Annotated in this window: 19 protein-coding genes; 10 read left to right on the top strand and 9 right to left on the bottom strand. The window is 60.6% G+C overall.

Going from position 1 to position 20734, the window contains the following annotated elements; all coding sequences use genetic code 11:
• Positions 1-8 precede the first annotated feature (8 nt).
• Both guaD and gcvA read right to left on the bottom strand, forming a co-directional pair.
• The gene (gene guaD / locus QTL96_RS13800; protein ID WP_289728070.1) at positions 9-1376 is read right to left on the bottom strand and encodes a guanine deaminase; all 1368 of its coding nucleotides are present in this window, start codon (positions 1374-1376) and stop codon (positions 9-11) included.
• A gap of 164 nt (positions 1377-1540) precedes the next feature.
• Positions 1541-2440 (bottom strand): transcriptional regulator GcvA, encoded by a 900-nt coding sequence (gcvA, locus tag QTL96_RS13795; protein ID WP_289728069.1) that lies wholly within the window; start codon positions 2438-2440, stop codon positions 1541-1543.
• Positions 2441-2568: 128 nt separating this feature from the next.
• Here gcvA and QTL96_RS13790 point away from each other — a divergent pair, with 128 nt between their 5' ends.
• From QTL96_RS13790 to QTL96_RS13775, 4 genes are all read left to right on the top strand, one after another.
• Entirely contained in the window at positions 2569-3273 is a 705-nt protein-coding gene (locus QTL96_RS13790; protein ID WP_289728068.1) for an SDR family oxidoreductase, read from the top strand.
• A 188-nt stretch (positions 3274-3461) separates the two neighbouring features.
• On the top strand, positions 3462-4025 hold the full coding sequence (gene ahpC / locus QTL96_RS13785) for an alkyl hydroperoxide reductase subunit C (RefSeq protein WP_018901244.1): 564 nt from the start codon (positions 3462-3464) through the stop codon (positions 4023-4025).
• A gap of 106 nt (positions 4026-4131) precedes the next feature.
• Positions 4132-5712 (top strand): alkyl hydroperoxide reductase subunit F, encoded by a 1581-nt coding sequence (gene ahpF, locus QTL96_RS13780; protein WP_289728067.1) that lies wholly within the window; start codon positions 4132-4134, stop codon positions 5710-5712.
• Positions 5713-5734: 22 nt separating this feature from the next.
• Entirely contained in the window at positions 5735-6640 is a 906-nt protein-coding gene (locus QTL96_RS13775; protein WP_289728066.1) for a LysR substrate-binding domain-containing protein, read from the top strand.
• Between the two features lie 19 nt (positions 6641-6659).
• Here the strand turns inward: QTL96_RS13775 and QTL96_RS13770 are convergent, their stop codons facing one another.
• The 7 genes from QTL96_RS13770 to QTL96_RS13740 all read right to left on the bottom strand — a co-directional run bounded on the left by QTL96_RS13770 (position 6660) and on the right by QTL96_RS13740 (position 14360).
• Complete coding sequence (locus tag QTL96_RS13770) at positions 6660-7187, bottom strand: hypothetical protein (RefSeq protein WP_289728065.1); 528 nt, start codon at positions 7185-7187, stop codon at positions 6660-6662.
• A 445-nt stretch (positions 7188-7632) separates the two neighbouring features.
• Positions 7633-9087 (bottom strand): NADP-dependent succinate-semialdehyde dehydrogenase, encoded by a 1455-nt coding sequence (gabD, locus tag QTL96_RS13765; protein WP_112973795.1) that lies wholly within the window; start codon positions 9085-9087, stop codon positions 7633-7635.
• 215 nt (positions 9088-9302) lie between these two features.
• Complete coding sequence (locus QTL96_RS13760) at positions 9303-10049, bottom strand: ThuA domain-containing protein (protein WP_289728064.1); 747 nt, start codon at positions 10047-10049, stop codon at positions 9303-9305.
• Between the two features lie 25 nt (positions 10050-10074).
• Positions 10075-11160: a sn-glycerol-3-phosphate ABC transporter ATP-binding protein UgpC gene (ugpC, locus tag QTL96_RS13755; RefSeq protein ID WP_112822628.1), complete on the bottom strand. Its 1086-nt coding sequence runs from the start codon at positions 11158-11160 to the stop codon at positions 10075-10077.
• A gap of 21 nt (positions 11161-11181) precedes the next feature.
• Positions 11182-12093, bottom strand: coding sequence for a carbohydrate ABC transporter permease (locus QTL96_RS13750; protein ID WP_289728063.1), 912 nt, complete (start codon positions 12091-12093; stop codon positions 11182-11184).
• Position 12094: 1 nt separating this feature from the next.
• Positions 12095-12982 (bottom strand): sugar ABC transporter permease, encoded by an 888-nt coding sequence (locus QTL96_RS13745; RefSeq protein ID WP_289728062.1) that lies wholly within the window; start codon positions 12980-12982, stop codon positions 12095-12097.
• A gap of 85 nt (positions 12983-13067) precedes the next feature.
• Positions 13068-14360, bottom strand: coding sequence for an extracellular solute-binding protein (locus tag QTL96_RS13740; protein ID WP_289728061.1), 1293 nt, complete (start codon positions 14358-14360; stop codon positions 13068-13070).
• 197 nt (positions 14361-14557) lie between these two features.
• Here QTL96_RS13740 and QTL96_RS13735 point away from each other — a divergent pair, with 197 nt between their 5' ends.
• The 6 genes from QTL96_RS13735 (at position 14558) to QTL96_RS13710 (ending at position 20711) form a co-directional block, all read left to right on the top strand.
• The gene (locus QTL96_RS13735; RefSeq protein WP_289728060.1) at positions 14558-15562 is read left to right on the top strand and encodes a Gfo/Idh/MocA family oxidoreductase; all 1005 of its coding nucleotides are present in this window, start codon (positions 14558-14560) and stop codon (positions 15560-15562) included.
• Positions 15563-15581: 19 nt separating this feature from the next.
• Positions 15582-16571, top strand: coding sequence for a LacI family DNA-binding transcriptional regulator (locus QTL96_RS13730; protein ID WP_112822638.1), 990 nt, complete (start codon positions 15582-15584; stop codon positions 16569-16571).
• Between the two features lie 190 nt (positions 16572-16761).
• Positions 16762-17643 carry a lytic transglycosylase domain-containing protein gene (locus tag QTL96_RS13725; protein WP_289728157.1) on the top strand — a complete coding sequence of 294 codons (882 nt, stop codon included), beginning with the start codon at positions 16762-16764 and terminating at the stop codon, positions 17641-17643.
• 205 nt (positions 17644-17848) lie between these two features.
• Positions 17849-18994 carry an extracellular solute-binding protein gene (locus QTL96_RS13720; protein WP_289728059.1) on the top strand — a complete coding sequence of 382 codons (1146 nt, stop codon included), beginning with the start codon at positions 17849-17851 and terminating at the stop codon, positions 18992-18994.
• Entirely contained in the window at positions 18994-19887 is an 894-nt protein-coding gene (locus QTL96_RS13715) for an ABC transporter permease subunit (RefSeq protein ID WP_289728058.1), read from the top strand. Before QTL96_RS13720 ends, QTL96_RS13715 begins: the two co-directional genes overlap by 1 nt.
• A complete protein-coding gene (locus tag QTL96_RS13710; RefSeq protein ID WP_289728057.1) occupies positions 19884-20711 on the top strand; it encodes an ABC transporter permease subunit in 828 nt (275 codons plus the stop codon). The genes QTL96_RS13715 and QTL96_RS13710 overlap by 4 nt, the downstream gene beginning before the upstream one ends.
• Positions 20712-20734: the final 23 nt, after the last annotated feature.

The raw sequence follows: 20734 nt of genomic DNA, 5'->3' as shown, positions 1-20734 counted from the left end.
CGCCTTTCTTACGGCAAGCGCAGGTTCGTGCCGCCGACCCAGGCGGTTGCGATATTGGGTTTCGAGGCGGTGTTGATGATCTTCTGGAGAATCTGTTCGCCGCTATCGAATTCGTCGAACAAGCGCACCGATCCCTTCGGCGCCTTGGTGTCGACAACGATCGCATCGAACAGATAGCCGGGCTTGAACTGGCCGATCGGCAGATCGAGCGCCACGCCACCGCCTGCCGTCGCGATATAGAAGGCATCGCGGAAATCGATCTGCGCCGGCCCGTAGCTGGCACGCGCCTCGGCATCGCGCTTGGGATCGACACCGCTCTCAAGAGCGCGCGACATCAGGATCGCGCCGCGACAATTCTCAAGCATCGAGGCGCTCGGCCCGCCGGAGACATCCGTGCCGAGACCGACGTGCATGCCCTTGTCTAGGGCGGCCTTGAGCGGGAAGACGGCGTTGGCGAAGTAAACGTTGGAGAGCGGGCAGTGGGCGACAGCAGCTTCGCGCTCCCGCACCTTGTTCATGTCACCATCCGTCAGGAAGTTGGCGTGTGCCAGAACCGTGCGGCGGCCGAGCAGGCCGAAGCGATCGAGCGCCTCGGTATCGGTCGCGCCGTAGCGGGACAACACATAGCCATGCGCCCAGTCGCTCTCCGAACAGTGGGTCTGCACGTGGCAGCCGCACTCCTTCGCCAGAGCACCCAGCCCCTCGAGCGTCGCGTCGGTGCAGGATGGCACGAAGCGTGGCGTGATGACAGGAAGTACTCTCTTTTCAACGTTATCAGGATGATTAGTGATGTAATCAATCAGTGCGCGCGTGCCTTCAATGGCTTCGTCCGGCGAGGCGTCGCGGTAGTAATCCGGGCACTCGTCGGCGTTGTCCATCGCCACTTTGCCGATCAGCGCGCGCTGGCCCTTCTCCAGACATATGTCCGCAAGCGATCGCGTCGCGTCCTGGTGCACGGTGGCGAAATAAAGCGCCGTGGTCGTGCCGTTTGCGAGGAGGTCGTCGACGAGCAGGCCGTAGCTGCGCTTTGCGAAGGCACGATCTTCGTAGCGGGCTTCCAGTGGGAAGGTATATTTCTGCAGCCATACCTCGAGTGGCACATCGAGCGCGCTGCCAAGCTGGGGATATTGCGGCGCATGGACGTGAAGATCGACGAAACCTGGAAGGAGATAAGATCCTACAGGCAACGTGACCAGTTCGCCGCCTTCCTCGCGCGCCTCGCGAATGGTCCGGTAGTTCGGATCGCTTGGGCGATGCATGGCGGCAATCGTGCCATCCGCGCCGATATCGATCAGCACCTCGTCCAGGATATCGATCTTTCCGCGCTCCGGAGCGTGAAATCCGGAGGCGCAGAGCGTTTTATTCCGCAAGTCCAATGCTGTATTCCAATCAATCAATGCGTCAGTATCCGCGCACGTGTGCACGAGTTTAAATCTATAGCGAATGGCGACGGGGTCCATCGCAGGAGCCCTGCGTTTTTACAGTGGCTGCCGTGCAATGATGGGACGCTCGCCCATCCGGCCGGCTGTCGCCGTGATTATCAGGCGCGTACGGACCGGGCGGCATGCTGGAGCAACCAGGCCCTGACCTTGGCGACGGATTGGACTTGCCTCGGCCTGCGGAGCGAGACCACGTAAAAATCCGCCTGAGCTCGCATCGTTTGCGCAAAAGCCGGCACCAGCCGCCCGGCGGCGATATCCTCGTTGACGAAGACCCCGCTTGCCAGCGCGATGCCCTGGCCGGCAAGCGCCGCCTCGATAGCATGGGATGTCTGGTTGAAGCGAACGCCCTTCGAGGCGGCGACCGGCCGCGCACCCGCGATCGTGGCGATGAACTCGGGCCATTGATTGTGGGTGTCGTGGAGCAGCACGAAACGCGCGAGATCGGCGGGGTCAAGGCGACCGGTGGGCGGCATCAGCGCGGGGCTGCATACCGGGACAAGCTCCTGCTCGAACAGCAGATCGGCCTCCAGCGAGGCTGGAAACGGTGGTCGCGCCAACCGGACCGCGATATCCACATCATCCGATTGGAAGTTCGCGACACGTTCGCTGGCGAGAATGCGCATATCGAGATCCGGGTGCGCTGCCAGGAAATCCGGTAGCCTCGGAATCAGCCATTTTGATGCGAAAGTCGGCGTGACGCTGATCGTCAACCGCAACGGCTCCGGCCGCAACGTCGCGGTTGCGTCGGAGATCAGTTCGAAGGCACGCCGGATGCTCTCGGCATAACCGCGTCCGGCCTCGGTCAAGGCAAGCTTGCGGGGGAGGCGCTCGAACAGAGCGAGGTTTAACTCCTTCTCCAGGCCACGGACCTGCTGCGCGACAGCTGCCTGCGTGACGCCCAGCTCCTCGGCTGCGGCGCGAAAGTTGAGATGACGGGCGGCGACCTCGAAGGCGCGCAAGCCATTCAGCGGCGGAAGGCGGAAAAGCGGGTCGTTCATTCGATAGATTTTCTACTGGTTCACCCCAACCGAATTGGCTCGAAGCTATGTTATCATGATGGTATCATCTTGCACTGAAGCTGAAAACACGCGCGATGCGCAAGAGAAGCAACGAAAGGGTGGATGTCATGACAGTAGAAAAAGTGGCGCTGGTAACGGCAGGCGGCAGCGGCATGGGGGCGGATGCCGCCAAGCGTCTGGCGGCCGATGGCTTCAAGCTCGCCATCCTCTCGTCCTCGGGTAAGGGTGAGGCGCTGGCCAAGGAACTCGGCGGCGTAGGCGTCACTGGCTCGAACCAGTCGAATGACGATATCAAGCGCCTTGTCGATCTCGCCATGCAAGCCTGGGGCCGCATCGATGTGCTCGTCAACAGCGCCGGACACGGCCCGCGCGCGTCAATCCTCGATATCACCGATGAGGATTGGCACAAGGGCATGGACGTCTACCTGATGAACGTCATCCGCCCGACCCGGATCGTGACGCCGGTCATGCAGGCGCAGAAGTCTGGCGCGATCGTCAATATCTCGACCGCCTGGGCTTTCGAGCCGTCCGCGATGTTCCCGACGTCGGCCGTCTTCCGCGCCGGTCTCGCCTCATTCACCAAGATTTTCGCCGACACCTACGCGGCGGATAATATCCGCATGAACAACGTGCTTCCGGGCTGGATCGACAGCCTGCCGGCAACCGAGGAGCGCCGCGAATCGGTACCGATGAAGCGCTATGGCACAAGCGAAGAGATCGCGGCGACCGTGGCGTTTCTGGCGTCGGAAGGTGCCGGATACATCACCGGGCAGAATATCAAGGTGGATGGCGGACTCGGCCGATCGGTGTGATCGAAACCGCTGACGTTGCGGGGACAAGCGGCTTCTGACGGCCGCTTGATAACCGTCACGTCGCAGGCTTGTGATAGGTATTATCTATCAAAATATTTTTCTTTATCTATTTCATTTATCGCCGACCCCTGTTTATGTTGCGGCGCGAAAGCGGGTTTTCGCTTCGCAGCAATTCTACAGGAGCCTTCATGTCCCTTATCAACACATCCATTAAGCCCTTCAAGGCGCAGGCCTTCAAGCAGGGCAAATTCATTGAAGTGACCGATGCCGACACCAAGGGCAAGTGGGCGGTATTCTTCTTCTATCCGGCTGACTTTACTTTCGTTTGCCCGACGGAACTCGGCGATGTCGCCGATCACTATGCCGAACTGCAGCGCCTTGACGTCGAGGTCTATTCGGTCTCGACCGACACGCATTTCACCCACAAGGCCTGGCACGACAGCTCCGAGACCATTGGCAAGATCCAGTATACGATGATCGGCGACCCGACTGGCACGATCAGCCGCAACTTCGAAGTCATGCGCGAATCCGAAGGCCTTGCCGACCGCGGCACCTTCGTTGTCGATCCCGATGGCGTCATCCAGGCTATGGAAGTCACCGCAGAAGGTATCGGCCGCAACGCTGTCGACCTGCTGCGTCGCATCAAGGCTGCGCAGTATGTGCGCGCGCATCCGGGTGAAGTTTGCCCGGCCAAGTGGGAAGAGGGCGAAAAGACGCTCGCTCCGTCGCTGCACCTCGTCGGCAAGATCTGACGTTCAAATGATAGGCCGCCTTCCGGTTTAGACTGGAAGGCGGCACCCAATACCATATTCAGCGCCTTAAACACGGCGCGGCCATCCATTTTTAGCGGAGTGTCCCATGCTCGACGACAATCTGAAATCCCAGTTGAAGGGCTATCTGGAACGGGTCGTTCGCCCGATCGCGATCACCGCTTCGGTCAATGACAGCGCCAAGTCGAAAGAGATGTCGGAGCTTCTCGCCGAACTGGTCGCTCTTTCCGACAAGATTTCGGTCTTGGAAACGCGTGATGACGGCGAGCGTGCACCATCCTTCGCGCTGACCAGCCCGGGCCACGACATCAACCTGCGCTTCGCCGGCATTCCGATGGGCCATGAGTTTACCTCGCTTGTGCTCGCTCTGCTGCAGGTCGGCGGTCATCCGCCGCGCACCGAGCAGGCAATCATCGATCAGATCAAGGATCTCGACGGCGATTTCCTTTTCGAGACCTATTTCTCGCTCACCTGCCAGAATTGCCCCGACGTCGTGCAGGCACTGAACCTGATGGCCGTGCTGAACCCGCGCGTGAAGCATGTGGCGATCGATGGCGGCGTGTTCCCGGCCGAAGTTCAAAGCCGCCAGGTCATGTCTGTGCCGACGGTCTATCTCAACGGCCAGCTGTTCGGTCAGGGCCGAATGGAAGTCGAGGAGATCGTCTCCAAGCTCGACACCAACTCCGCTGCTCGTGCCGCCGAGAAGCTGAATGGCCGCGAAACTTACGACGTGCTCGTCATCGGCGGCGGTCCGGCCGGCGCTGCGGCGGCCATCTACGCCGCGCGCAAGGGCATCCGCACCGGCGTTGCCGCCGAGCGCTTTGGCGGTCAGGTTCTCGATACGATGGCGATCGAAAACTTCATCTCGGTGCAACATACCGAAGGACCACAGTTTGCGGCTTCGCTGGAAGCGCATGTGAAGCAATATGACGTTGATATCATGAACCTGCAGCGCGCCGAAAAGCTCGTTCCCGGCAAGGACATGATCGCGGTCGAACTCGCCAATGGCGCGACGCTGCGCTCGAGGACGGTGATCCTGTCGACCGGCGCCCGCTGGCGGCAGATGGGCGTTCCCGGCGAAGACCAGTATCGCAACAAGGGCGTTGCCTATTGCCCGCATTGCGACGGTCCGCTGTTCAAGGGCAAGCGCGTTGCCGTCATCGGCGGTGGCAATTCCGGCGTCGAGGCGGCGATCGACCTTGCCAACATCGTCAGCCACGTGACGCTGATCGAGTTCGACAACAAGCTGCGTGCCGATGACGTCCTGCAGCGCAAGCTGCGCAGCCTTCCCAACGTCGATATCCTGCTTTCCGCCAAGACGACGGAAGTGCTGGGCAATGGCCAGAAGGTGACCGGGCTCGTCTACGAAAACCGCATTGCCGGTCAGCGCCACACGCTCGATCTGGAAGGCATCTTCGTCCAGATCGGCCTGCTTCCGAACACCGAATGGCTGAAGGGCGCCATCGAACTGTCGCCACGTGGCGAGATCATTGTCGATCACCACGGACAGACCTCGGTTCCCGGTGTCTTTGCCGCCGGCGATTGCACCACAGTGCCTTACAAGCAGATCGTGATTGCGCTCGGCGAGGGCGCGAAGGCGTCGCTTGCAGCCTTCGACCATCTGATCCGCACGTCTAGCCCGGACGAGGATGCGGTGAAGGCGGCTTGAGGCTGATCGACACGGTTCTGAAATGACGCTTCGCGAGCTGGAATACCTGATTGCCTTGGCGGACCACCGGCATTTTGGCCGGGCCGCCGAAGCGTGCCTGGTCAGCCAGCCGACACTCTCCATGCAGATCCGGAAACTGGAGGAGACCCTTGGCGCTCCGCTGATCGAGCGCACGCCGCGCACGGTCATGTTCACACCGTTCGGCGAGGATACCGTCAAGCGGGCAAGGCGCATCATGCAGGAGGTTGCCGAGATCAGGTCATCGGCCTTGCGCAGCCTCAATCCGGAGGTGGGCACCCTGCGTCTCGGCATCTTCCCGACGCTCGCTCCCTATTTCCTGCCGCATGCGGTGCCGCGCATCCACAGGCAGTTCCCGCGGTTGGAGACGCTGCTGATCGAGGAAAAGAGCGATGCACTCCTAGCGCGCCTTAAAAGCGGCAATCTCGATGCCGCGATCCTCGCTCTTCCCGTCAATGACGACCACCTGAAAGCCGAGTTTCTCTTCGAGGAAGACTTTCTGCTCGCCGTTCCCGACATGCATCCGCTCGCAAGGCGGCAGTCCCTGGTGCTCGGGGACCTCGATCGCTACGACCTCATGTTGCTGGAAGAGGGGCACTGCCTGCGCGACCAGGCGCTCGATGTGTGCCGCTTGTCGGGTGCAAGCGAGCGCACCTCGTTTCGCGCCACCAGCCTGGAGACGCTGCGCCAGATGGTCGGCGCCAATGTGGGGATCACGCTTCTGCCGGAGCTCGCCGCGCTGTATCCGGCGTCGGGCGACATAAGGCTGCTGCGTTTCGAAGGCATATCGCCGAACAGGCGGATCGGCATATGCTGGCGCAAGGGTTCGGCGATGGGCACTTTTCTGGAAAGTATCGCCGGTCTCCTGCGCGACGTTGCCCAGGAGCTGCTTGCCGACATCCGACCGTAGCCGACCGCCTAAGGCGACGTTACTTCCATTCCCACAGTAGCTTGGTCGAGAACGGCCGTGTGCCGATTAGGAGCTCGGGTTGCGTCAGCTTGGCCTCGAAGGTCGCTGCATCCGCGTCACCATTCAGCCCGACGAACAGCATTTTCATCGAAGCGCCGCGCGGCTGGCCCTTCTTCCGGTAGGCGAATTGCACTGCACAGGTCGGATATTCCCATCCCGCCGTCAGCGTCTGCGCGAACGCTTCCTCGCCGAGCCCGTTCGCCCGGCCCGTCGACGCCAGGAACTGGCCTAGTCCGAAGAAGCCGGAAAACACCCGGTAGGCCGTCTCCTGCGACATCTGCGTGCCTTGGCCGCTTGCCGTGTCGCGACGGTAGAACAGGCTGTCCACCTGGCCCTGCTTACGGCTCATCGCGTAGCTGATCAGGTTTTTCTGGGCAAGCAGCTCCATCGTCAGATCGTAGGTCTGATAGCTGCCGGGGTCGGTATGCAGACCGTCGATACGTGCCTTCAGGTCGACAACATAGTCACGATAAAATGCGGCGCTCATCGGCGTTTCCTCATGTTTTCCGGCGCGTGGTAGCAGAAAACGCGGAAATTCCAAGGGGGCCGGCGGCCGGCGCGGCAAGGGTAGCATGTCGCAGATCCGCGACAGAAGCTGCGCGTCACGCGCATAGCGCATAGCTGTTCTGCAGAATTATGCCTATGATTTGAGCGTGCTTGCTGTATAAACAAATCATCGAAGCGATGCACCTCCTCCCGCAGAGCTTCGAGTTGCAGGTGGCCTTATCCTCCTCCCAAGGGTGCCTGCGGGAATGACAGCACTCCTCCTCCCAGCTGTCGTTCGGTTAAATTCGAAAAGCCTGTCGCACCTCCTCCCGCGGCAGGCTTTTTCGATTCTGACCCACGCGTCCTTCAGCTTTCAGTTTTCCGGATCAAACGGTTGCGCCAGCGCGCAAACCGTCAGGACTGCGCGCCTTTCGCTCGGGCAGGTGTCAGCTGATGCCGCCGAGGCAGACATATTTGATCTCGGTGAACTCCTCGATACCGTACCGCGAGCCTTCGCGGCCGAGACCTGAGAGCTTCACGCCACCGAACGGCGCTTCCGCCGTCGAGATCAGGCCCGTATTCACGCCGACCATCCCATATTCCAGCGCCTCGGCAACGCGGAACACACGCGCGAGGTCCTTGGCGTAGAAATAGGAAGCGAGGCCGAATTCGGTGTCGTTGGCCTGTTCGATCACATCCGCCTCGTCTTTGAAGCGGAAGAGGGGAGCAAGCGGGCCGAATGTCTCTTCGCGAGCGACTGCCATATCCTTCGTGACGTTGGCGAGGACGGTGGCCTCGTAGAAAGTGCCGCCAAGCGCATGCGGCTTGCCACCCTGGATGATGTTGGCACCCTTCGCCAGCGCGTCAGCCACATGCTCCTCAACTTTCTCGAGCGCCGGCTTGTCGATCAACGGACCGAGGATCACGCCCTCATCGAAGCCATTGCCGGTCTTCAGTTTGCCGACGGCATCCGCGAGCTTCTTGGAGAAGGCGTCGTAAACGCCGTCCTGCACATAGAGCCTGTTGGCGCACACGCAGGTCTGACCGTTGTTGCGAAACTTCGCGATCAGAGCACCCTCGACGGCTGCGTCGAGATCAGCATCGTCGAAGACAATGAACGGCGCATTGCCGCCGAGCTCGAGCCCGAGTTTCTTGATCGTCGGCGCGCTCTGCTTGTAGAGCTCGGCGCCGATTTCGGTCGATCCAGTAAAGGTAAGCTTGCGCACGGTCGGGTTCGACGTCATCTCCGCGCCGATCGCGGCGGCGGAGCCTGTTAGCACCGAGAAAAGCCCGGCCGGCAGGCCGGCGCGCTCGGCAAGCACGGCAATCGCGATTGCCGAGAACGGCGTCTGCGATGCCGGCTTCAGCACCATGGCACAGCCTGCCGCAAGCGCCGGGCCGGCCTTGCGGGTGATCATCGCATTGGGGAAATTCCAGGGCGTGATCGCCGCGACCACGCCGATCGGCTGCTTCATGACCATGATGCGCTTGTCTGGCTGGTGGCCCGGTATCAGGTCGCCATAGATGCGCCGCGCTTCCTCCGCAAACCATTCGATAAAGCTCGCACCGTAGACGATCTCGCCGGTGGCTTCGGCAAGCGGCTTGCCTTGCTCAAGCGTCAGGATTCGCCCGAGGTCGTCCTTGTTCTCGATCATCAGATCGAACCACTTCCGCAGGATGCCGGCGCGTTCCTTAGCGGTGCGGGCAGCCCAGCCCTTCTGCGCGACGCGCGCGGCCTCGATCGCCGCCTTCGTCTCGGCGCCGCCCAGCTTGGGCACGCGGCCGATGATCTCTCCGGTGGCCGGATTGTTGACCTCGATCGCATTGGCGGGATCGGCATCGATCCAATTTCCGCCAACAAGAGCGGCCTGGCGAAAAAGGGAAGGGTCTTTCAGCTGCATCGCATTCATCCTGTTTGACAAGTTGCCCGCATTGACGCCGGCACTGATCGCCTCAGCGTCTTTCTGGTGCGAAGGATAAACTGGTGTCCCGGCCGGCAAGATCAAATTGGCCGAATTGCCCAGGACTTGCAACTGGAGCCGTTAGTGGCTTTTTCAGTGCCTGAAGCGGCGTGACCGTGGGCCACGCCGGTGTTCAACGGACAAAACGGCGGAGCTCAGGCTTTCTTGGAAGGGCGACCGTGCAGCGGCTCGGCGCGGTGCCAGTTCTCCAGAATGCGGCCGTCGGTGTGGTTCTGCTTTGCCCAGCGGATCCCGTTCGAGATGACCTTGTGAATGGTCTTGTCGTGATAGATCGGGTAGGTCTCATGCCCCGGGCTGAAGAAGAAGATCCGTCCCCGGCCGCGTTGGAAGGTGCAGCCGCTGCGAAACACCTCGCCACCCGAGTACCAAGAAATGAATACCAGCTCATCGGGCTGCGGGATGTCGAAGGGCTCGCCGTACATCTCCGATGCATTCACCTCGAAATAGGGCGGCAGTCCCTCCGCGATCGGATGAGACGGGTTGACCACCCAAACACGCTCAAGATCGCCCTCCGGCGTTTCGCGCCAGGAGAGGTTGGCGTTCGTGCCCATCAGCCGGCGGAAGAGCTTGGAGTGGTGCCCTGAATGCAGAACGAGCAGGCCCATCCCCTTCAGAACGCGCTGCTGGATACGGTCGATCAGCCCGTCACTGACGTCCTCATGTGCCATATGGCCCCACCAGAGCAAGACGTCGGTATCGTTGAGTACCTGGTCGGGCAGGCCTTCATCGGGATCATCGAGCGTGCCTCGACGTAACTCGAAATCCGGATGCGCAATGCCTGCCGCAATTGCACCATCGATGCGATCGGGATAGATCTCCTGAACCTCCTTGTGCAATTGCTCGTGGCGTCCCTCGTTCCAGATTGTGACCTTGATCGTCATGATGTCCTCGATGTTATCAACGTGATTAGGATGATTGAGCCGAGCGGATGACGCGCCCGGTGGTGTCGAACAGGTGGCAGGCGGTGCCGTCTGCTGTCAGCGAAACGCGGTCGCCGGGGCGTACCGCGACATCGCCTTCGGCGCGGACGACGATCGGCTGGTTTTCAGAGCCGACGGTCATGTAGGTCTCGACGCCCAGGCGCTCGACGATGACGACGTCGGCCGTGAAATTTCCCTGGCCCTCGGGTGCGATCTTGAAGTGCTCCGGTCGGATACCGAGCGTGGCGGCACCGTCGGGCACCGTTCCGGCTCCATCGGGCAGGTTGAGCGTCAATCCGATCGGGCTTTGCACGCGCAACGCGCCGGCCTGCGGCTTGCTGATCGTCACGGGAACGGTGTTCATGCGCGGCGAGCCGATGAAGGTGGCGACGAACTCGTTGTCGGGCTTGTGATAGAGGTCCATCGGTGCGCCCTGCTGGGCGACAAGCCCCTTGTTCAGGACGACGATGCGGTCGGCCATGGTCATGGCCTCGACCTGATCGTGGGTGACGTAAACGACGGTCGCCTTCAATTCGCGGTGCAAGCGCTGCAACTCGGCACGCATCTGTACACGAAGCGCCGAATCGAGGTTCGACAGCGGTTCATCGAACAGGATCAGCGACGGCTTCTTGATGATGGCTCGACCGATCGCGACGCGCTGTCTTTGACCGCCTGACAGTGCGGCGGGGCGGCGATCTAGATAATCAGTCAGTTGCAGGATTTCGGCGACGCCTTCGACCTGCTTGCGGATTTCGGTTTCCGGCACTTTTTTCAGGCTGAGCGAGAAGCCGATGTTCTGCGCCACGGTCATATGCGGATAAAGCGCGTAGGATTGGAACACCATGGCGATGCCGCGTTTGTCCGGCGGCACGTCATTGATACGCTTGCCGTTCAGGATGAGGTCGCCGTCATCGATGCCTTCCAGCCCGGCGATCATCCGCAAAAGGGTCGACTTTCCGCAACCCGAAGGCCCGACGAATACGGCGAACTCGCCGTCCTCGACGGTGATGTCGACGCCCTTGATGACCTCCAGGGCGCCATAGAATTTGCGAACGTTCTTGAGATTGATCATCTGTAAAACTCTTTCTGGATATCAGCCTTTGACGCCGCCCGAAAAGGTCTGGACGAGGAAGCGCCGCGCGAAGCCGAAGGCGATCACAGCCGGCAGGAGGTAGATGAAAGCGAGGGCGGCGAGCAGGCCGTAATCGATCTCATTGATGCGCAGGAAAGCGCGAAAGAGGCCGAGGGGAAGCGTCTGCAGCTCCGGTGACGAGAGGAAGATCAGCGGCAGCAGGAAATCGCCCCATGCCGACATGAAGGCAAACAACCCGGCTGCGGCCAGCCCCGGCAGCGCCAGCGGGATCAGGACGCGGCGGATGCGCTGCGTCATCGTTGCGCCATCCATCAGCGCTGCTTCTTCATAGTCGCGCGGAAGGCCGTCAAAAAAGGTTTTCATGATCCACAGCGCCAGCGGCAGCTGCATGGTCGCAAGCACCAGGATCAGCCCGAGGTAACCGTCGATAAAGCCCGTCCAGCGCATGATCGGCCGCGCGTATTCGCCGAAGATCGGCCGCAGGATCGCGCCCTCGGCATTGTTGAGCGTCAGCAGGAACTTGTAGAGCGGCACCACAAGTGCTGTCGGCGGCAAGACGCGGATCAGAAGGATCGCGTAGAGAAACGGCAGCTTCCACCAGGCCCGCGTGCGCGACAAGGCGTAGCCGCCGAGGCCGGCCAGCACCATGACCAGTACCGTTGCGGAGCCGACGACAAAGAGCGAATTGAAGAGCCACTTCGCCCCGTCCTCCTTGGTGAAGACACGCAGATAGTTGTCGAGCGTCCATTGTTCCGGCCAGCGGAGAAACAGCTGGGCATTGCCATCGAGCGAGCCGAGCAAAACCCAGAGGAACGGTACGGCGCAGAAGATCGAGATCAGCGACAGCGTGGCGTAGGCGAGCAGATCCGATCGGGTCTTGTTGGCGTTTTCTGTCGGGGAAAGCACTGTCATGTCAGACCTCCACCTTCATTGCCCGCACGTATGCGATGCCGAGGATCAGCGAGATCACCAGAGTGACGACCGCGACCGCGGCGCCGTAGCCGAGCTGGAAGGCAGTGAAGGACTGGTTGTAGATGTAGATGCTGATGACTTCGGTCGCACCACCAGGGCCGCCGCGCGTCAGCGCATAGACAAGACCGAAGACCGCGATCGTCGAGACGGCGGAAATGAGCATGTAGAGAAGGATCGTCGGCATCATGAGGGGAAGCGTGATGCGGCGGAACATCTGCGATGGCGTGGCGCCGTCCATGCGGGCAGCCTCGTAGATTTCGCTCGGAATGGTGCTGAGGCCCGCAGTCAAGAGGATCATCGCGGTGGCGATGCCGCGCCATGTGTTGACGACGATGATCATCGTCAGCGGGAAGACCTGGAGCCAGTCGGTGGGTGTCACGCCGAAGAAGCTCACGATGCGGCTGAGCGTTGCGTTCTCGCCGCCGGCCAGCATCGAAATCCACATGAAGCCGGCAACGACCTCGGGTGCCGCGTTGGGCAGCAGGATCATCGAGGAGAATATCTGGCGGAAAAGGATCTGCCGGCGCAGCGCAATGGCTGAAATCAGGCCGAGTACGAACTGGCCGATCACCGCCGAGCCGACCACGAAAAAGAACGTCACGATGAGCGCGTTCCAGAATTTCGCGTCATTCAGCAGGCGCATGTAGTTGCGAATGCCCACGAAGCGCGGACGCAGCGCTGCGGCGCCGGTGAGAGCTTCGTTGGTGAAGCTCAGATAGACGGAGTAAAGCGCGGGATAGATCACGAAGGCCAGAAGCAGGACCAGCGACGGCAGCAGGATCGCGAGGAGCTGCCGCTCGACGCGTCGTTCGTGAGAATTGAGGACCATGAAGCTCGCAACCTTGTCTGATGATCGCAGACGCGGCCAGCGGGCCGCGCCTGCAGTCTTGGGCGGAAGTTGAAGGGCTTGAGGCTTATTTCACCACGTCGTCGCCGAGCGTTTCCTTGACGTAATCGACAAGGATCTTCTGGGCACCGGCGGCGTCCGTCTCCTTGCGCAGCAGCGCTTCGGTTGCCCGTGCCACGCCTTCGGCGATGGTGCCGAAGCCGGACGCCTGCTTCAGGAAGACGCCGTTGCCGGCCGCGGCGTGGATCGGAACGAGTTCCGTCAGCTTCTGGAACTCGGCGCTCTTAGCCGCATCCTTGCTTGCCGGAATATTGCCGATGCGCGCGGCGTAGGAGACCTGCGTGTCGACCGAACCGATCTCAAGCAGCGCCTTCGTCGCCAGCTCGACGTTCGCGGACTTCGCGTTAACGGCCCACGGAGCAGCAAGGTTCGCGAGCACATACTGGCCGCCCGTCTGGCCAGGAACTGTCCAGGTGCCGACGATCTTTGTCACCTCTGGGATCGGGTTCTTGCTCTCGCGGCCCCAATCGAAGATGTAGCACCAGGAACCGCACGTAGTTGCCGCAAGCTTGCCATCAGGGAACATCTGGTACTTGGGAATGACCCACGGCTCTGGGCCGAGCAGCGGCTGGGTCGGCATCAGATCCTTGTCGATGAGCTCCTTGTAGACGCCGAAGACGTCCTTGATGCCTTCGCCACTGAGATCGAGTTTTCCATCGGCGTCGACCAGCTGCGGCGTCTTGGAGCCGACGAGCAGATGCTGGAAGCCTTCATCGAAAGCGCCGCTACCCCAGGACACGCCGGCCGGGAAGAGCAGGCCGTAGGCGCCTGTCTTCGCCTTCACTTCAGCGGCGCGATCCAGCAGTTCCTGCCAGGTCTTCGGTTGCTCGGTCGAAATGCCGGCTTTCTCCAGCACATCCTTGCGGAAGTAGATTTCCTGGATGCCAAGCATGAACGGCATGACGTAGGTTTCGCCATCCGGGCTCACGGCCAGCTGCTTTGCGACGTCATAGAAATTCGCGTAGCCGTCCCAGGCGGTGATCTCCTTGGTTACAGGGGCGAGGTATCCGGCTTCGACCATATCGGCCACAGCCGCCGTCGATGGGATCGAGAACATATCCGGCGCGTTGCCGGCGCCAAGCTCGGTGAGCAGCTTCGTCAGGTAATCCTTGTCGGGCGCCGGGTATTCGACGACCTCGACGGTCACTCCGTATTTCTTTTCGATCGCCTCGACCGTCGACTTCATGGCGTCGATGCCGGCCTGGCCGTGATTTGCAATTCGGATTGTTTCGGCATGCGCCAGCGTCGAGACCGCGCTGAGCAAAATGGCGCACAGGCCACCAATGACCGTCTTCTTCAACGGAAGTCCTCCCTTTTTGATTGGCGGCGCCCTCCAGCACCGTTCGAAAAATGTACACGCATTCCTCGATGAGGCAAGATGGATTTCCGAAAGAATTTCCAAGTTCATATAATTCATTGATTTAACGCATTAAAATAGAACTTGCGCTGAGTTTTCCGTTTGTGTAATCGTGTACACAATCATGTGGGAGGAGTTTCATGACACAGAAGTTGCGGCTTGGCGTGATCGGCGCAGGCCTGAAGGCGGCTGAGTATGCGGCGAGCTGGGCGGCCATGCCGGAGATCGAGTTCGTAGCGCTTGCTGATACGACCGCTTCGTCGCGCCAGCGCCTGATCGACGTGTGCATCGCGGCTGGAGCGCCGGCGCCGAAGAGCTTCGAGGACTACCGCGAGATGCTCGCGAAATGCCGCGATGCGCTCGACATCGTCTATATCTCCACCCCGCACGCCTTTCACGGCGAACAGGCGGCGGCCGTCGTCGAAGCCGGCATCGATCTCTTCCTTGAAAAGCCGATGGTCACGACTGTTGCCGAGGCTGAGACGCTGATCGCGGCGCAGAAGAAAAGTGGCGTCACTGTTGTTACTGCTTTCCAGGGCGGCCTCTCGCCGCTGGTGATTGACACGCGCAAGCGCGCGCTCGCTGGAGAGTTCGGCGAGCTTATCGCGATTTCGGGCATGATCTGGGAAAGCTGGGCGGGCAACTATGCAGGTCACTGGAAACAGGAGCCGGAAATCTCGGGCGGCGGCTTCATGTTCGACACCGGCGCACACATGATGAATACCGTCTGCCTGCTGGCCAATTCCGACTTCGCCAGTGTATCGGCCTATATGAACAAGCATGGCGGCAAGGTCGATATTGCCACCGCCGTTTCCGCCCGCTTGAAGAACGGCGCCATGGCGACATTGACGGCCGCAGGCGAGGGGCCTCCTGGCTGCGCCTCCTACATCACCTTCTTCTATTCGAAGGCGATCGTGCGGATCGATGCCTGGGGCGGCTGGCGCGAGATCAGCGTCGGTCGGGTCAACGAGCCGCGCGAAGAGGCCGAAATTCTCGGAAACCCGATGAAGAACTTCCTCGCCATTCGCGCCGGTGAAATGGAAAACACCGGCTCCGTTGAAATGGGTCTGCGTTTCGCTAGGCTGTGGGATGCAATCAAGGAATCGGCTGCAGCCGACGGCATGCCCGTCCGGCCAGCGGAATAGACGTATCGGGACACGAGACATGAACAAGCGGCGGATCACCTCGAAGGAACTGGCAAAGCTCGCCGGGGTATCCTCCGCCACCATTTCCCGCGCCTTTTCGCCCGATTCCAGGATCGGCAGCGCCACGCGCGATCGAATTTTGTCGGTCGCGCGCGAACACGGCTATCAGCCGAACGCGATTGCCCGTTCGCTGAACAATCAACGATCGAGGTTGGTCGCCCTTGTCGTCAATGCCATTGGCAATCCTTGCGAGGCCGAAGAGCAGCAATTGCTGGTCCACAGGTTGCAGGCGCGCCAGCTGCTGCCGATCATCCTGTGCTGTGCAGATCACGACGATCGCCTGCAACTGATGCGGTTGGCATCCACCTATCAGGTGGATCATGTCGTCGTTTTCTCGGACATGGTGTCGATGCAAGACGCGGTCGATATCTTTCATACGACCAAGCCGATCATCGTCTCGTTCGAACCCTTGGACAACGAAAACGTCTCAAATATTCGCATCGATGGCGCGGCTGCGGCTGACGAGATCATCGAGAAGATTGTCAATGACGGCAAGAAGCGCTTTGCCTACCTCTCCGGCACCAAATCCAGCTGGATCGACAAGCTTCGACGCAAATGGTTCGCGGATGCACTCGCCAGGCGCGGGCTGGCCATCGAGGCCGAGGCCTTTGGCGACTACACCTATGATTCCGGCTTCAAGGAAGCGGTGCTTTTGCTGCACCGCTCGAAGGTCGATGCCATCATTTGCGGCAACGACGTGATGGCGATCGGCGCGCGCGATGCCGCGCGGCGCATGCTCGGCAAGAACACGCCTGATGATATCGCCATCGTCGGCCAGGATGGGATTGCAATGGCTGCGTGGGATTGCAACGACCTGACGACACTAAGCCTCGACCATGTCGCCTTCATCGATGCGGTTGTCGAGCTCATCGAACGTCACGATGCCGATTTGCCGGGGCCTCACAGCATAACGCTGACCTGCAATGCCCGCTGGGGATCCACCGCCTGACCCCATCTGCTCGGCGCCAGGAGGTCGCTGTCTTAGCGACATCTTGACTACGGGGTCCAAACGAAATGGTATGCTTGCCAGACATCATCCAATGGCGGCGCCGCCAGCGTGGCGCCGAGAGCAAATGATCGTGATCAGGCGGCGCAGCATCTTTCTATTCGTGTCGTGGGGTTTCCGCCTCTCTCTTTGCATGACACTGATTGGCCCGGCCGGCGCTGCTGAGACCATCGAAGCTCAGCCGGAGGCAGCCTGCCTCTACACACGCTCGATGACGGGCTCGGCGGAGACGCTTTGCATTCGCAAGGACAGCTTCAACCGCGACCTCTGCGGTGCGATCGAACGGACCGCGAGCGAACATGACCTGCCGCCGGATTTCTTCGCCCGGTTGATTTGGCGCGAGAGCCGGTTCAGGCCGGACGCGTTGAGCTATAAGGGCGCGCAGGGGATAGCGCAGTTCATGCCGGGTACCGCCAAGCTGCGCGGGCTGCAGGACAGTTACGATGTTCTGGAGGCCTTGCAAAAATCGGCCGAATATCTTGATGAGCTCAGGGATCGCTTCGGCAATCTCGGCCTTGCGGCCGCTGCCTACAATGCCGGCGAAAACGGGCTGTCGAACTTTCTCAATGGCGGCGGTCTGCCGACGGAGACCCGCAGTTATGTGATGGCGATTACGGCGCATAGCGTCGAGGAGTGGAAGTCCTCGGCACCCGACAAGGCGGCTGGTCCCCTGGCAGAGGATCAGCCCTTTATCGAAAGCTGCGTGGCGCTTGCCGATCGCCGCAAGATGGCCGCTCCGGTCTGGCGGTCGGAGGGAAACTGGGCGCCTTGGGGCGTGCAGATCGCGGCCAGCGCCGACCCCGATGTTGCCCGTCGCCTTTTCTTTGCGGCGATTGCACGGTTTCCGGCACCTCTCGACCAGGAGCAGCCTCTTATCCTGCGGCAACGTGATCGCAGCTTCGGTTTCCGACCGCGCTACGTGACCCGCATTGCGCGGCAGACAAGGGGGGAGGCTAACGAGGTCTGCAGACAGATCCGCAAGGCCAACCAGATCTGCCTGATATTCAAGAATTGAATATCGGGGTTCCGGCACCCCGTTCGAGAACCGAGACGTTGTATTCAATGGCTATCCAAAACGGCCGTGCATGGTCTTTTGCCTAACTGGATTGCACGGGTGTGCAAAAAATGACTTCAGAGCTCATTTTGTCATGTCACTGTTACGCGCCGGCGATAGCAGAGCCGTAGTCCAAAGGGCAACGCCCGAAACAATGGAGACGGTCATGAACAGACGCGAGTTTCTTGTCACATCTTCGGCGGCAGCCGGTCTGCTGGCCCTGCCACGCTTTGCGATGGCTGCAGATGGCACGATCAACCTCTATAGTGGTTCCGACGCCAACATTATCGACTTCTGGAACAACACCGTGCTTCCGGCCTTCAAAAAGGCGCACCCCGAAGCTGCCGTAAAGGTTACGGATGCAGGTGACAACGCCGGCTTGCATGCGATTGCAGACCGTGCGCTTGCGGCTCTCAAGTCGAAGACGGATCCGCAGTCGGATATCTTTGAAGCGTTCAACCCACGACTGCCCACAGGTGGTATCGATGCCGGCCTCTGGGTCAAGTTCTCGGCCGAGAACATCGATGGCTTCGCGACCGTCAATCCGCTCAGCGTCGACAGCCCGTATTCGCTGCCCTATCGCGGTTCGCAGGTGTTGCTAGCCTACGACAAGACCAAGCTTGACCCCAAGGATGCGCCGAAGACCTGGGAACAACTGACGGCCTGGATCAAGGCCAATCCTGGCCAGTTCATCTACAATCGCCCCGACAAGGGCGGTTCGGGCGGCAATTTCGTTCGCCGCGCGATCCACGAAGCCAACGGTCGCGATCCCAAGAAGTTCACCATCGACAACTTCACGGCTGATTTCGCAAATCAGGCCCTGACGCCGGCTTGGGCGATCCTCAACGATCTCGCGCCGTCACTTTATGAAAAGGGTGCCTACACCTCCGGCAATACGCAGTCGATCCAGCTGCTTGCCCAGGGCGTTGTCACGATGACGCCGGTCTGGTCCGACCAGGTGCTGCAGGCCCTGTCGCAGGGCGTACTGCCTGAGACGACCGGCCTTGTCCAGCTCACCGATCTGGCGCTTTGCGGCGACTTCTCGCGCATGACGGTGTTTACGAACGGCGCCAACAAGGATGCGGCACTGAAACTTGCGGCGTTCATGCTGACGAAGGAAATCCAGGAAGCGATTATCACCGAACTCGGTGGTTTCCCGGCTGTCGCCTGGGATCACATTTCCGACGAACTCCGTCAGAAATATGCCGATGTCATCCCTACCACCATCCCGACCTTCCCGGCCGGCGATTGGGAAAGCAACATCAACGACGGTTGGTATCGTAATGTTGCTCCGGGCATCAGCCGTACCTGATGCGTAAAAGCCTGACATCGTCGCTGCCGGCGCGGGCAACCGCGCCGGGCAAGGCGCAGAATCCGGTTGGGCTTCTTCTGGTCGCCCTGCCGGTGCTTCTGCTCGGGTGGCTGATCGTCTACCCGATCTTTTCGGCCGTGATCACCACCGTTTTCATTGCGCAGGCGGATGGAACGACCTCGGTGTCGCTGGCTTCCTACCGGTTCTTCTTCAGTGATCCCTACAGCCTCGCCAATCTCTGGGTGACGCTGTGGACGACCGTGGTCTGCGGCGTGTTGCTGCTGGTGATCGGCTTGCCGATCGCGCTTTATCTGCGGTTTTCACAGGGGCGTCTTCCAGCCTATGTTCAGGGCCTGGCGATCTTCCCGATGTTCGTGCCGTCGATCATCCTGTCTTATGCGCTGATCCGCACGATCGGGCCCAACGGGACCGTCGATCTGCTGCTCAATGCCGTCGGGCTGCCAAAGATCCCGTCCCCCTATCTGACCCCATGGGGGCCAGTCATTGGTCTGGTTTGGGACAATCTTCCTTTGACGGTGCTGATGCTGACAGCCGGGCTTGGCAATATTGCGAAGAGCTCGGTCGAGGCTGCCCGTGATGTCGGCGCTTCGCCGCTGCGCGTTTTCATCTCGATCATCCTGCCACGTATGGGCAACGCGCTGTTGGTCACGGCGTCCTTCGCCATCCTTGGAATCTTCTCGTCCTTCACTTTGCCCTATGTGCTCGGCCCGGCATCGCCGGAAATGATGGGGCCGTTCATGCAGCGCACCTTCTCCGATGTGAACGATCCGCTGAATGCGCTGACGCAGGCAGTAATTTCCTTCGGATTCTGCCTCGTCTTCGGCATTTTTTATGTGCGATCAATCGCCAAAAATCGGGAGGCGTCGAGATGAGGACGATAGCCAAGTTCAGTGACTCCAAAGTCGATTGGGCGGGCATTCTGTTTGCCGTGCTACTGACGCTGTTCATCGCCGTGCCTCTGGTTGTGGTCGGCACCTGGGCATTTACCGAGGTATGGCGCTATCCGTCAGTCATTCCGCAGCAGTTCGGTTTCCGCTTCTGGTTGCAGACACTGTCTCGCACCGATGTATGGGACGCGCTGTTCTTGAGCCTGCGACTGACGGCGACGGTCACGCTTTTGTCGGCCGTCATCTGCTTACCCGCGGCTTATGCATTTGCGCGCATGTCGTTTCCCGGAAAGAACGTGCTCTTCCTGTCTTTTCTGGCCTCGCATGCCTTTCCGAAGTTCGGACTTCTGGTGGCGATCGCTGGCATCTTCTTGAAGCTCGGCTTGATCAGCACCTTCTGGGGCGTTGTCCTGATCCAGCTGGTCGGGACGTTGATGTTGATGATCTGGATCCCCGTGGCAGCGTTCCAGAATATCGATCGGCGCATGGAAGAGGCTGCCCGCGATGCAGGTGCCGGACCGTTGCGGGTTTTCTGGTCGATCACCTTGCCCCAGGCGGCCCCCACAATCATGGCGGCCTTGCTCCTGACCTTTGTCGGAACATTTTATGAAACCGAAGGCGCCTGGCTCATCGGCGCCCCTGAGATCCGCACCATGCCGGTGTTGATGATCACCTTCATCAACAATCAGATCGTGGTTCAATATGGTGCCGTTTTATCGGTGATGCTCTGGGTGCCGTCGTTCTTCGCTCTGATGTTTGCCCGCCGTGTGGTTGGAACGGGCGCATTTGCCCGCGGCTTTGGCGCGTGACGCTAGGATCGGGCATGGCCCGA

This window comes from Rhizobium sp. S163 (assembly GCF_030380805.1).
Taxonomy (GTDB): domain Bacteria; phylum Pseudomonadota; class Alphaproteobacteria; order Rhizobiales; family Rhizobiaceae; genus Rhizobium.
Note: the sequence above shows the minus strand (reverse complement) of the source record. Positions and strands in the feature narration are given on the sequence as shown.